Source organism: Nocardioides jensenii JCM 1364 = NBRC 14755 (genome assembly GCF_001552535.1).
Taxonomy (GTDB): Bacteria; Actinomycetota; Actinomycetes; order Propionibacteriales; family Nocardioidaceae; genus Nocardioides; species Nocardioides jensenii.
In genome coordinates, this window is record NZ_BCRJ01000082.1 from 1 (window position 1) to 12710 (window position 12710).

The 12710-nt window shown below is 69.9% G+C and carries 11 protein-coding genes; 7 read left to right on the forward strand and 4 right to left on the reverse strand.

Going from position 1 to position 12710, the window contains the following annotated elements:
- The 4 genes from NJ4_RS17840 to NJ4_RS17855 all read right to left on the reverse strand — a co-directional run.
- The coding region (locus tag NJ4_RS17840) for an ROK family protein (protein ID WP_157551205.1) at positions 1 to 591 on the reverse strand (591 nt) is incomplete at its 3' end.
- Between the two features lie 4 nt (positions 592 to 595).
- Positions 596 to 1009 carry a hypothetical protein gene (locus NJ4_RS17845; protein WP_067438119.1) on the reverse strand — a complete coding sequence of 138 codons (414 nt, stop codon included), beginning with the start codon at positions 1007 to 1009 and terminating at the stop codon, positions 596 to 598.
- A complete protein-coding gene (locus tag NJ4_RS17850) occupies positions 1006 to 2175 on the reverse strand; it encodes an ArsA family ATPase (protein WP_067438121.1) in 1170 nt (389 codons plus the stop codon). Before NJ4_RS17850 ends, NJ4_RS17845 begins: the two co-directional genes overlap by 4 nt.
- 5 nt (positions 2176 to 2180) lie before the next feature.
- Positions 2181 to 2615 (reverse strand): SRPBCC family protein, encoded by a 435-nt coding sequence (locus NJ4_RS17855; RefSeq protein WP_067438123.1) that lies wholly within the window; start codon positions 2613 to 2615, stop codon positions 2181 to 2183.
- A gap of 119 nt (positions 2616 to 2734) precedes the next feature.
- Between NJ4_RS17855 and NJ4_RS17860 the strand changes: the two genes are divergently transcribed.
- The 7 genes from NJ4_RS17860 to NJ4_RS17890 all read left to right on the forward strand — a co-directional run bounded on the left by NJ4_RS17860 (position 2735) and on the right by NJ4_RS17890 (position 12710).
- Positions 2735 to 4522: an AMP-dependent synthetase/ligase gene (locus NJ4_RS17860; protein WP_067438126.1), complete on the forward strand. Its 1788-nt coding sequence runs from the start codon at positions 2735 to 2737 to the stop codon at positions 4520 to 4522.
- 227 nt (positions 4523 to 4749) lie between these two features.
- Positions 4750 to 5478: a Flp pilus assembly protein CpaB gene (gene cpaB / locus NJ4_RS17865; RefSeq protein ID WP_067438128.1), complete on the forward strand. Its 729-nt coding sequence runs from the start codon at positions 4750 to 4752 to the stop codon at positions 5476 to 5478.
- 7 nt (positions 5479 to 5485) lie between these two features.
- Positions 5486 to 6661 (forward strand): AAA family ATPase, encoded by a 1176-nt coding sequence (locus NJ4_RS17870; RefSeq protein WP_067438130.1) that lies wholly within the window; start codon positions 5486 to 5488, stop codon positions 6659 to 6661.
- Between the two features lie 4 nt (positions 6662 to 6665).
- Positions 6666 to 8204 carry a CpaF family protein gene (locus tag NJ4_RS17875; protein WP_067438192.1) on the forward strand — a complete coding sequence of 513 codons (1539 nt, stop codon included), beginning with the start codon at positions 6666 to 6668 and terminating at the stop codon, positions 8202 to 8204.
- Positions 8204 to 10126, forward strand: coding sequence for a type II secretion system F family protein (locus tag NJ4_RS17880; RefSeq protein WP_067438132.1), 1923 nt, complete (start codon positions 8204 to 8206; stop codon positions 10124 to 10126). Before NJ4_RS17875 ends, NJ4_RS17880 begins: the two co-directional genes overlap by 1 nt.
- Before the next feature lie 3 nt (positions 10127 to 10129).
- Positions 10130 to 11056, forward strand: coding sequence for a type II secretion system F family protein (locus tag NJ4_RS17885; RefSeq protein ID WP_067438134.1), 927 nt, complete (start codon positions 10130 to 10132; stop codon positions 11054 to 11056).
- A 64-nt stretch (positions 11057 to 11120) separates the two neighbouring features.
- Positions 11121 to 12710, forward strand: coding sequence for a sensor histidine kinase (locus tag NJ4_RS17890; RefSeq protein ID WP_067438136.1), 1590 nt, complete (start codon positions 11121 to 11123; stop codon positions 12708 to 12710).

The following is a 12710-nucleotide window of genomic DNA, read 5'->3' on the forward strand; positions in this document are numbered from 1 at the left end:
GGGGTCGGCGGTCGCTGCGCGGCGGGCCTGCTCGACGAGCGCGGTGCCGGAGCCGTACTGCTCGAGGCAGCCGTGCTGACCGCAGCCGCAGCGCCGACCGAGGCGTTCGATGCGGATGTGCCCGATCTCGCCGGCGATGCCGAATCCACCGCGATAGAGCGCTCCGTCGACAACGATGCCGCCGCCGACTCCGGTGCCCACCGCGACCATGAGCAGGTCGTCGGCGTCCTCGGCAGCGCCGTGGGTGAACTCCCCCCACGCCGCGGCGTTGCCGTCGTTCTCGACCACCACCGACAACCCGGTCGACTGTTCGAGGCGTGCCTTGAGGTCCTCGTCGCGCCAGGCCAGGTTGGGTGCGAACAGCACCGTCGCCCGCGCCGCGTCGATGAAGCCGGCTGCGGAGATGCCGATGCCCTCGATCTCGTGGTCGCCGCGCAGCTCGGTCACCATGGCGCCGATCGACGCGACGATCGCGGGCGGGTCCTCCGCCGGCGACTCGACCTTCGTCTGGGCGAGCAGCGTGCCCGAGTCGTCGACCAGCCCTCCGGCGATCTTGGTTCCGCCGACGTCGACACCGATGGTCAGGCTCATCCGATCAGTCCTCCGGCCAGTCCTCGTCGAGGTCGATGTGTTCGACCCCGTCCTCACGCTTCTTGCCGTCGTCGGGCACCTGGCTCGCCATCAGGGCGGCCGCGGCCTGCATCAACGAGGCGCTCGCGGAAGCGAGGTGGTTCTTCACTTCCGGGCTGAGCTCGCGGACGACGTGCATCGCCCGGCAGATCGGGCAGTAGGCGCACTCGGCGGCACCGGTGGCGATGTGCTCGTTGACGTCGTGGGCGGCGTGGGCCGCGCCCGCGGCCAGGTCGCCCAGCCCGTGGCCCAGGTCGCTGCCCTGGGACCGCGCCCAACCGGAGAGCGCGCCCAGCAGCTTGGCCGCCTCGTCGCCCACCGAGCCGACCGGCTCATGGGAGCCCGAGTCACCGGGGCGGGTGTCGTCGCCGTCGCTCACGGTGTCTTCTCCTCGAATCGCACGTGCAGGGCTCCCTCGCTGACCCGGGCGCCCTTGACCTGGTGCCGGGCCAGCCCGGCGGGCAGCGAGAGAAGACGACGATACGACCCCACGGTCACGACGAGCTCGTCGCCGTGCCTGGCGAGATCGACATCGCCCTTCTCCACGTTGGGCAGGGCCAGTTCCAGCACCGCCCCGTTCGTCGTACGCGTCACCTTCATCGGTCCCTCGCCCACGGGCGGGGCCAGCGGGTCGGAGCCGGCGTACACCTCGTCGGCCAAGTCACGCAGGGCCTCGACGCCGACCGGCTCCCCGGTGCGGTAGACCGACTTCCACAACGGCAACCCGGGGAAGGACTCCTCGACCTCGGTGAGCACCGCGGCCTGCGCCGCGACCCAGCCGGCCCGCCAGGCGTCGCCCTCGGCGTCGGGAAAGATGCGGTTGGCGACCACACCGTCGACCCGGTAGCCGAACAGCGAGAGCGTGGTGAACGAGCGCCGTGCCTCGGCCAGTACGACGGTCTCGGGCGTCATCACCAGTCGGACGCTGGACTCGGGGCCCGACAACAGGGCGCGCACCTCGTCGAGCTCGGCGTGCAGGCGCTCGACGGCGTCGAAGACCGAGTCCCCGGGCATCGGTACGCCGGCCGCCCGGGTCAGCACCGGCTTGAGTGCCTTGACCACGCGACGCTCGAACGGGAAGACCCGCTGCATGTACCAGCCCAGGGCCTCCGGCAGGGCCAGCAGACGGAGGGTCTCGGCGGTCGGGGCGCAGTCGACGACGATCACGTCCCACTCACCTGAGAGCGCGTGCAGCCGCAGCTCCAGCAGCGCCAGCACCTCTTCGGCACCGGGGATGACGGTGAGCTCCTCGGCCGCGACCGGGTCCACGCCGACCACGTCGAGCACCGAGAGCAGGTAGCCCTGGATGTCGGCCCACGACTGCTCGAAGCGACGCTGGGCGTCGACCTGCTGCACGAAGAGGTTCTCGGCCACCTTGGTCGGCTCGGCGCCCACGGGTGTGCCGAACGCGTCGGCCAACGAGTGGGCGGCGTCGGTCGAGAGCACGAGGGTGCGCTGGCCACGAGCCGCAGCGAGCGCGGACGTACCGGCGGCGACGGTGGACTTGCCGACCCCGCCCTTGCCGGTGAACAGAAGGATGCGCACGGGCCTCAGAGGGACTCGACGCGCTTCTTGAGCCCCTTCAGCGCGGTGTCGATGAGGATCTTCTCGCCCTTGCGCTTGAGCATGCCGATCAACGGGATCGACACGTCGAGGGCCAGCCGGTAGGTCACCTCGGTGCCGCCGTTCGCCGGGCGCAGCGTGTAGGCACCGTCGAGGGCGCGCAGCATCTTGCCCTCGGCCAGGGTCCAGGTGACCTCACGGTCGCCGTCCCACACGTAGGCGAGGGTGTACTCGTCCTTGATCGGGGAGACGTCGAGCTCGAAGAACACCTGGGTGGCTCGACCGTCGTCGAAGGTGCCCAGCACGTCGGCGGTCTTCACGCCCTTGGCCCAGGTGGGGTAGGCAGGGAAGTCCGCGATCACCGCCATGACGTCAGCCGCCGGAGCGTCAATGACGATCGAGGAGGTGGTCTGTTCGGCCATCGAGGGTCCCCTGGGATCTGTTCGGTGATGAGTGCAGCGAGCGTACCGGATACCCGCGGTACGCCGGTGGCCGGTAACGTGCGACCAGTCCGTTTTCGTAGTTCTTGAAGGAGGCCGGCATGCGAGAGTTCGCCACGCCGTTGACCGTGGAGATTCCCGCGACTGGCAACGTGACCGACGACGTGGTCGTCAACGCGCGCGACCACGCCGACACGGTCGTGTTCAGCCGCCGCACCGAGGACGGATGGACCGACGTCACCGCCGCCGAGTTCCACGACCAGGTCGCGTCGGTCGCCAAGGGCCTGATCGCCGCCGGCATCGAGGCTGGCGACCGGGTCGCCCTGCTCTCCAAGACCCGCTACGAGTGGACCCTCCTCGACTACGCCATCTGGTTCGCCGGCGCGGCCACCGTGCCGATCTACGAGACCTCCTCGACCGACCAGATCGGCTGGATCCTGGAGAACTCCGGCGCCAAGGCCGTGGTTGCCGAGGGTGCCGACCACCTCGCCAAGGTCACCGGCCTGCGCAAGAACCTGCCCGCGCTCAACCACGTGTGGACCTTCGAGGACAACGCGGTCGACGTCCTCACCAGCCTCGGCGCCGACATCGACGACGCCACCCTCGAGAAGCGCCGTACGGCGACCACGCCGCTCGACCTGGCCACCCTGATCTACACCTCGGGCACGACCGGTCGCCCCAAGGGCTGCATGCTCACCCACGGCAACTTCATGTTCGAGCTCGGCTCCGCGGTCCACGAGCTCGACCGCCTCTTCAAGGACGAGAAGGGCTCGACCCTGCTCTTCCTGCCCCTGGCCCACGTCTTCGCCCGCATCATCCAGGTCGGCTGCATCAAGGCCCGCGTGCGCCTGGGCCACTCGGCCGACATCAAGAACCTGGTCGAGGACCTCGGTGTGTTCCAGCCGACGTTCATCCTGGCCGTGCCCCGGGTCTTCGAGAAGGTCTTCAACACCGCCTCCCAGAAGGCCGCTGCCGACGGCAGGGGCAAGATCTTCCAGCGTGCCGCCGACACCGCCATCGCGTGGAGCCGGGCGCAGGACTCCGGCCGGGTGCCGCTGCGCATCCGCGCCCAGCACGCGCTCTTCGACAAGCTCGTCTACGGCAAGCTGCGAGCCGCGCTGGGTGGCGAGTGCCAGTACGCCGTCTCCGGCGGGGCGCCGCTCGGTGAGCGACTGGGTCACTTCTACCGCGGCATCGGCCTGGTCATCCTCGAGGGCTACGGCCTGACCGAGACCACGGCCGCGCTGACCGTCAACCTTCCCGACGCCCAGAAGGTCGGCACCGTGGGGCGCCCGCTCGGCGGCACGACGGCCCGCATCGCCGACGACGGCGAGCTGCTCTTCAAGGGCGGCCAGGTCTTCGCCGGCTACTGGGACAACGAGGCGGCCACCGCTGAGGCACTGACCGATGGCTGGTTCCACACCGGTGACGTCGGCGAGCTCGACGACGAGGGCTTCGTGCGGATCACCGGTCGCAAGAAGGAGATCCTGGTGACCGCCGGCGGCAAGAACGTGGCCCCGGCCGTGCTCGAGGACCGCATCCGTGCCCACGCCCTGGTCAGCCAGTGCATCGTGGTCGGTGACGGCGAGCCGTTCATCGGCGCCCTGGTCACCATCGACCCGGAGTCGTTCCCGCACTGGGCCCAGGAGCACGGCAAGAGCGGCTCCATCGCCGACCTGGTCGACGACCCCGACCTGCGGGCCGCCGTCCAGGCCGCCGTCGACGACGCCAACAAGGCGGTCTCGAAGGCCGAGTCGATCCGCAAGTTCACGATCCTGCCGATCGACTGGACCGAGGAGGACGGCCAGCTGACGCCGTCGCTCAAGCTCAAGCGCAACGTGGTGATGCGTGAGCACCGCGCCGACGTCGCGGAGCTCTACGGTCACTGAGCGACACCGGCCGACGACCGACGCACTCCGAATCGGACAGTGATGCTGTCCGATCGGGTGATCTCACGTAGTCCTTCTGGGTCATCTGGCCCCAAGAGGTGACAATTCGACGCGCTGATGAGGCACGTTTGGTCTGCACTGAACTGCCCGGGGAGCACGCGACCGCGTGATGGGGTCGGATCGTGCGCCCATTTTGGTGAACGTCCATCACGCATGAAGAGGGATCCATGGACCGTCGCAAGATCCTGCTCGTCCTCGCCGCCGTCATCGCGGCGTTCGGGACGCTCCTGGTGTTCCTCTACGCGCAGGGCGCCGACAACCGCGCCAAGGAGGACATCGAGTCCGTCCAGGTGCTCAAGGCGGTGCAGACGATCGAGCCCGGCGAGACCTTCGAGGACGCGGCGGCCGCCGGCAAGATGGAGCCGCAGGACGTGCCCAAGGACCAGGTCCTCGAGGGCGCACAGAGTGACCTGACCGGGCTGACCGGCCTCAAGGCCACCTCCCGCATCCTCACCGGCGAGCAGATCGTCTCGGGTCGCTGGGGTGGCACGGTCGAGAACACCAGCTTGGCCATCCCCGACGGCATGATGGCGATCTCGGTGAACCTCACCGACCCGGCCCGCGTGGCCGGCTTCGTCTCCCCCGGATCGGAGGTCTCGGTGTTCCTCACCTCGAGCGAGATGCCACAGCCCGCCTTCACCCGCATGCTGCTCCCCCGCGTTCAGGTGCTCGGGGTCGGCACCACGTCGACGATCACCTCGACCAAGACGTCCGACGACGGCGCCCAGACCACCGAGCAGCTGCCGGCGACGCTGATGACCCTGGCGCTGCCGCAGAAGGATGCCCAGAGGGTGATCTTCGCGGCCGCCAACGGTGAGCTCGCCTTCGGTCTGCTGACCGACAAGACGAAGGTGGCCAAGGCCCCCGCCGTCACCGCAAACACGCTCCTCCAGTGAGGCACTGATGCCGATCATCGTCGATCCCGATCCAGCTGTCGTGGCGCAGCTGAGCGCCGTGATGCCCACCGGCTCCCACTCCGTCGACGGCACCGGGCCGCTGCACGCCTGGCTGGCCCACCACCCCACCGAGTACGCCGTCGTGCTCGGCCCCGGCCTCTCCCTCGACGCGGCGCTCGACGTCGCCGAGAGCATGCGCTACACCCGCCCCTCGACGACGGTCGTGCTGGTGCGCGACACCATCGACACCGACGTGATGTACAAGGCGATGCACGCCGGCTGCCGGGACGTCGTACGCACCGACGACCAGGCGCAGCTGCGAGGCTCGATCGACCGGGCCCAGCAGCTGTGGTCGGCGTTGCACAGCGGCGACGTCGCCGCGGCAGGTGGCCGGCACGGGCAGGTGATCACCGTCTTCTCCCCCAAGGGCGGCGTCGGCAAGACCACGACCGCGGTCAACCTGGCCCTGGCCCTGGCCGACAAGGGTGCGCGCAAGGTGTGCCTGATGGACCTCGACCTGGCCTTCGGTGACGTGGCGATCACGATGCAGCTGTTCCCCACGCACACCATCGAGGAGGCCATCGGCGGCGAGGACGCCATCGACTTCACCATGGTCGAGTCGCTGCTGACCCGCCACGAACAGTCGCTGATGGTGCTCGCCGCACCGAACCTGCCCGACGCCCGCGACCGGATCACCGCCACGCTGGTCGCCCGGATGATGCGCACGCTCAAGGAGCAGTTCGACTACGTCGTGGTCGACACCTGCCCCAGCTTCGACGAACAGACCCTGCAGGCGCTCGACGAGACCGACGAGTGCGTGATCGTGGCGACCCTCGACGTGCCGACCCTGAAGAACGTCAAGGTCGCCCTGGAGACGCTCGACCTGCTCGACATCGCGCAGGGCAGCCGCCACCTGGTGCTCAACCGGGCCGACGACGCCGTGGGCCTGGAGCCCGACAAGGTCGAGCAGATCCTCGGCATGCCGATCGCCACGATGATTCCCTCCTCGCTCGACATCGCTGCGTCCACAAACGCCGGCAAGCCGATCGTGGTCAGCAACCCCAACCACCCGGCGAGCAGGGCCTTCGTCCAGCTGGCCGCCACCCTGACCGGCGAGCCCGTCGGCGCGGGCGAGGGCAACGACGCCGAGCGCCGCGGTCTGTGGCGACGGAACAAGAGGTGACGTGATGAGCAGTCTGGGAGATCGTCTGGCGCGCGCGAAGGCTGGCGCGCGGGAGTCCGCACCGCAGGTCGCACCGCAGGCCGAGACCGCCGCGACCGTCGAGGCGGCCTCCGGGCCGTCCCTGGTCACCACGGGGCAGCACAGCGCCCCGCCCGTTGCCGAGGCGCCACAGAGCGAGCTGCCCGCGCCCCGCGCCGGCAAGCGCATCGCGTCGGGCGAGGTGGACGCGTCCGTCGTACGCCGTCGCGCGCATGCCATCAACAGCCATCAGGACCGACTCGAAGAGCTCAAGGGCAACGTGCACGCGGAGCTGCTCAAGGAGCTCGGCCCGCAGCTGTACGACGCCAACATGGACCAGGCGGAGCTCGAGACACGGGTGCGTCAGGTGCTCAAGGAGGTGCTCGGCTCCCAGGACAAGCCGATCAGCGGGGCCGACCGGGCCCGGGTGACGCTCGAGATCACCGACGACATCCTCGGCTACGGGCCGATCGAGCCGCTGCTGCGTGACCCCGAGGTCACCGAGATCATGATCAACGGCCCGGAGTCGATCTTCCTGGAGAAGCACGGCCGCATCTCCATCTCCGAGGCCAAGTTCGTCGACGAGGCCCACCTGCGCCGCACCATCGACAAGATCGTCTCCCGCATCGGCCGTCGCGTCGACGAGTCGAGCCCGATGGTCGATGCCCGCCTGCCCGACGGCTCCCGCGTCAACGCGGTGATCCCGCCGCTGGCGATCGACGGCTCCGCGCTGACCATCCGCAAGTTCTCCGCGGACCCGCTGACTGCCAAGGACCTGATCTCGTTCGGCACCCTGAGCCAGCAGGCCTGCGACTTCCTCTCCGCGTGCGTGCGCGGCCGGCTCAACATCATCGTCTCCGGCTCCACCGGCGCCGGGAAGACCACGACCCTCAACGTGCTGTCGTCCTTCATCCCCGCCGACGAGCGCATCGTCACCATCGAGGACGCCGCCGAGCTGCAACTGCACCAGGACCACGTCGTCCGCCTCGAGTCCCGCCCGGCCAACATCGAGGGCAAGGGTGCGGTCGACATCCGCGACCTGGTGCGCAACTCACTGCGCATGCGCCCCGACCGCATCATCGTCGGTGAGGTGCGCGACGCCTCCGCGCTCGACATGCTGCAGGCGATGAACACCGGTCACGACGGGTCGATCTGCTCGGTGCACTCCAACGGCCCGCGCGACACGATCGCCCGGGTCGAGACGATGGTGCTGATGGCCGGCATGGACCTGCCGATCCGGGCGATCCGTGAGCAGGTCGCCTCGGCGGTCGACGTGATCGTGCACCAGACACGGTTCAAGGACGGCACCCGCCACATCACCCACATCACCGAGGTGGAGCGGATGGAGGGTGACGTGATCACCCTCCAGGACATCTTCACCTACGACCACACCGCCGGCTTCGACGAGCACGGCGCCAGCCGCGGCCAGTTGCGCTCGACCGGGCTGCGCCCCACGTTCCTGGAGAAGATGTCCTACGCGAACGTCTCGGTCGACCCGGCGATCTTCGCCGTGGGCGGGCGATGATGCGCACTCCCCTGCGGCGCCTCGCGGCGCTGGGCCTGGCCGTCGCGGGCTCGACGGCCCTGGTGCTGGGGCCGTCCCCCGCCGCGGTGGCCGCCGACGACTTCACCATCACCCACGTGCAACCCGCGGGCGGCGACATCCAGGTGCTGCTCTCGGTGCCCGAGGGCGCCAAGGTCCCCCTGGAATCCCTCGAGGTCACCATCGACGGCACGTCCGCGCCGGCCACGGCCGAGTCCGCGGGTGAGAGCACCGAGCCGATCCGGCGTACGACGATCCTGGCGATCGACACCAGCAACAGCATGGCCCAGCGCGGGCGCTTCGACGCGGCCAAGGCGGCCGCCGCGGCGTTCCTCGAGAGTGCGCCCGACGACGTGTACGTCGGCGTCATCACCTTCGACGCGGACGTCGAGACCGCCCTGGCCCCGACACTGGACCGGGCCAGTGCCGCCGACGTGGTCGAGGGGCTCGAGCTGGCCCGCGACACCCGGCTCAACGACGCGGTGATCGCGGCCGCCGAGCTGGCCGGCACCGAGGGCCAGCGCAACATCCTGGTGCTCTCCGACGGCCGCGACACCAGCACGACCACCGAGGCGGCGGTGACCGACGCGATCGGCGAGTCGGGCGTGGCCGTCGACGTGGTCGCCCTCGACCAGTCCGGGCCCGCCCTCGCACCGCTGAAGAAGCTGGCCGACGCCGGCAACGGCAGTGTCATCGAGGCCGACGCCGCCTCCCTGACCGCCGCGTTCGACGACGAGGCCGCCTCGCTCTCGCGCCAGGTGCTGCTGACCGCGCAGATCCCCGAAGGCGTCAGCGCCACCGAGGGCACGGTCGCGGTGACCTCCGGCGAGCTGAGCGCCACGGCCCACGTGGTGATCCGCGACGCCTCGGCCCCCGCCCCGACGTTGGACGGCAGCTCGGACGACTCGGGCGTCTCGGTCAGCCGCTCGGTCATGTACGCCGGAGTCGCCGCCATCGGCCTGGGTCTCCTCGTGCTGGTGGGCTCGCTGATGTGGTCGGCCGGCTCACCCAAGCGCCAGTCCACGCCGGCCGAGCGGATCGCGGCATACACCGGCGACGCCACCGCGTCCGCGGCTGCGACGCGTGGTGGCGAGCCGGTGCTGACCCTCGACAACGCCAAGTCGGCTGCTGCGTCCGTGCTGAACCGCAACCAGGGCCTCGAGGCCCGCATCAACCAGCGACTGGTCGCCGGCGGCAGCTCCCTGAAGCCGGCCGAGTGGATCCTGATCCACGGTGGCATCGCGATCGCCGCGGGCCTGGTCGGGGCCCTGCTCGGCAAGGGCGACATCATCTTCATCCTGCTGTTCCTGGCGCTCGGTGCCCTGCTCCCCTGGCTCTGGCTGGGCCGGTTGCGCAAGAAGCGCATCAACGCGTTCAACTCCCAGCTCGCCGACACCCTCACCCTGGTCTCGGGTTCGTTGTCCGCCGGCATGTCGCTGGCCCAGTCCCTCGACACCGTCGTCAAGGAGGGACGCGAGCCGGTGGCTGGCGAGTTCCGCCAGGCGCTCGTGCAGAGCCGCCTGGGCTACCCCCTGGTCGACGCCCTCGACGACATCGCCACCCGCACCGAGAGCAAGGACTTCGGCTGGACGGTGATGGCGATCCGGATCCAGCGCCAGGTGGGCGGCAACCTGACCGAGCTGCTGCAGACGGTGGCAGCCACCCTGCGTGAGCGTGACTACCTGCGCCGTCAGGTGCAGACCCTGTCGGCCGAGGGTCGTCTCTCCGGGTGGATCCTCGGGCTCCTGCCGGTCGGCATGTTCTTCTACATGCTGCTGACGCGTCGCGAATACGTCAGCAAGCTGTGGACCGAGCCGATGGGTCTGCTGATGCTGGCCGGTGCCGTCGGGCTGCTCAGCTTCGGCGCGTTCGTGATCGCCCGTCTGGTGAAGGTCGAGGTCTGAGCCATGGTCCTCTTCCTCGGCGTGCTCCTGATCTTTCTCGCCCTCTTCATCGTCTTCTCCGCGGTCGGCGGCCTCAGCGCCGAACGCAGCGGGGTCGACCGGTCGCTCGAGATGATCGAGTCCCTGACCGCCCACCCCGACGAGCTGGTCAAGGAGAGCGAGCAGTCGTTCACCGTGCGGGTGCTCGAGCCGCTGCTCGACCGTGCCCAGGGTCTGGGCCGCCGGATCACCGGGGCCGACCAGGCCGAGCGGATTCGCCAGCAGCTCGAGCGTGCCGGCAACCCGACGGGCTGGACGGTCGACCGGGTCTCCTCCGGCAAGATCGTCGGCACGGTCATCGGCCTGGTCGTCGCGACCTACTTCGTGCTGATGCTCGGGCTGTCGATTCCCATCGCGATCCTGGTCCTGGTCGCCCTGGCCGTGCTGGGCTTCTTCGCGCCCAACATCTATCTGTTCAACACCGCCCAGAAGCGTGAGGAGTCGATCCTCAAGGAGCTGCCGGACGCGCTCGACCTGCTCACCATCTCGGTCGAGGCCGGCCTCGGCTTCGACGCCGCGCTGCAGCAGGTGGCCCGCAACACTGACGGACCCCTGGCCGGGGAGCTGACCCGGGTGCTGCAGGAGATGCAGATCGGCCGGAGCCGCAGCGAGGCGCTGCGGGCGCTCGGCGAGCGGACCAAGGTGCAGGACCTCAAGTCGTTCGTCGGCGCGATGGTGCAGGCCGACGCGGTCGGCATCCCGATCGCCCAGGTGCTGCGCGTGCAGTCCGCCGAGATGCGGGTGCGTCGGCGTCAGCGGGCCGAGGAGAAGGCGGCCGAGGTGCCGGTGAAGATCATGATCCCGGTGATCCTGTTCATCCTGCCGTGCCTGATGATCGTGGTGATGGGCCCCGGCATCCTGGGCATGATCGAATCGTTCTCCAAGACCTGATCAACGACGATGGGCTTCACCTCATGAGCGCTGACCCGATGCGGGGCCCGACGAGGACGATGACATGACCGAGGTCGACGAGCGGGCACGCTATGCCTCGATCACCGCCGGCGCCCGTGTCTTCGCGCTGATCGTGCTGGCCGCGCCAGTGGCGTTCACCGGCGACTACGGCCCGATCCTCAACGTGATCCTGCTGGCCGCGGTCTGGATGGCAGCGATCTTCCTGGAAGGCATGCACCGGGTGCCGGTGCTGCCGGCTCTCGTGATCGAGTCCAGCCTGGTCAGCTTCCTGGCCGCGCTGACCCTGGCCGACTCCGACGTGCTCGTGCCGGCCATGGTGATCCCGCTCTTCATCGCCGGGCTGGTCCGCGGCAGCCGCGGCATGCTCGAGGTGCTGGGCGCCCAGATCGTCGTCCTGGCCGCATGCCTGGCGTCGGTGGCGGAGCTGTCGTTCAGCACCGACCTGATCTGGGTGCTGTTCACCTGGCTGATGGTCGGCCTGGGCTTCGGGGCCAGTGCCGCGATCGTGCACAACCTGCGCGCCGAGACGCCCGACACCACGACTTCCTACCGCGACGCCCGTGGCCTGATCAACCAGCTGATCGAGCTCTCCGGCGACCTGGTCGACGGCCTCGACCCGGTGAGCATCAGCCAGAACATCCTCGACCTGACCCGCGAAGAGGTCCCGCTGACCGGTGCCGTGGTCTACACCGGCTCCGTCTACGGCGTGACGCCGCTGCTCGAGGGCGACGTGGTCAGCGATGGCGTGGAGGGCCGGGACGAGCTCGTCGAGGCGGTCTTCGCCGCCGGCCGGCCCGTCCGGCACGGTGACGAGGTCGCCTTCCCGCTCTCGACCGACGTCGGGGTGGTCGCGGTGGTGGCCGGGGCCGTCAATCCGGTCCTGTCGCCTGCGGGCGGCGACCTCGAGGCCACCCTGCGCGACCTGACCCGCAAGTTCGGCACCGAGGCGGTGCAGCTCGACACGGCGCTGCTGTTCACCACGATCCGCGACGAGGCCACCGCCGAGGAGCGGCACCGGTTGGCGCGTGACCTGCACGACGGCGTCGCCCAGGACCTGGCCGCCCTGGGCTACCTGATCGACGGCATCTCCGACACCGCGACGGACGCCGAGCAGGTCGAGCAGATCGACGAGCTCCGCGGCGAGCTCTCCAAGGTGGTGACCGAGCTCCGCCGCTCCATCTTCAGTCTCCGCAACGAGGCCGTCCACGGTCAGAGCCTCGGCGAGAGCATCCGTGCCCTGGCCGGTCACATCCAGAGCCGGGCCGGCATCCCGGTCGAGGTCGAGCTCGACGAGACCGGCTCCCGGCTGCGCCCGGGCATCGAGGCCGAGCTGCTGCGCATCGCCCAGGAGGGCATGAACAACGCGGTCAAGCATGCCCGGGCGTCGCGCATTCTGGTCACCTGCCGGGTGCAGGCGCCGTACGCCCTGGTCACGGTCAGTGACGACGGCCGCGGACTCCAGGGGGGCCGTGACGACTCCCACGGCCTGCGCATCATGCGGGAGCGGGCGCGTCGCATCGGCGCCGTGCTCGATCTCCACAACGTCGAGGGCAACGGCGGCGTCGAGCTGCGGGTCGAGCTCGACGCGACTCGCCGATCCCCTGCCGTCACGGCGCCGAATGCGGCACAGTGA

Excerpts from the sequence above, each read along its gene's own strand:
- NJ4_RS17890 (WP_067438136.1), top strand. The coding sequence starts at position 11,121 with ATGACCGAGGTCGACGAGCGGGCACGCTATGCCTCGATCACCGCCGGC.
- cpaB (WP_067438128.1), top strand. The coding sequence starts at position 4,750 with ATGGACCGTCGCAAGATCCTGCTCGTCCTCGCCGCCGTCATCGCGGCG.
- NJ4_RS17855 (WP_067438123.1), bottom strand. The coding sequence starts at position 2,615 with ATGGCCGAACAGACCACCTCCTCGATCGTCATTGACGCTCCGGCGGCT.
- NJ4_RS17860 (WP_067438126.1), top strand. The coding sequence starts at position 2,735 with ATGCGAGAGTTCGCCACGCCGTTGACCGTGGAGATTCCCGCGACTGGC.
- NJ4_RS17880 (WP_067438132.1), top strand. The coding sequence starts at position 8,204 with ATGCGCACTCCCCTGCGGCGCCTCGCGGCGCTGGGCCTGGCCGTCGCG.
- NJ4_RS17875 (WP_067438192.1), top strand. The coding sequence starts at position 6,666 with ATGAGCAGTCTGGGAGATCGTCTGGCGCGCGCGAAGGCTGGCGCGCGG.
- NJ4_RS17870 (WP_067438130.1), top strand. The coding sequence starts at position 5,486 with ATGCCGATCATCGTCGATCCCGATCCAGCTGTCGTGGCGCAGCTGAGC.
- NJ4_RS17885 (WP_067438134.1), top strand. The coding sequence starts at position 10,130 with ATGGTCCTCTTCCTCGGCGTGCTCCTGATCTTTCTCGCCCTCTTCATC.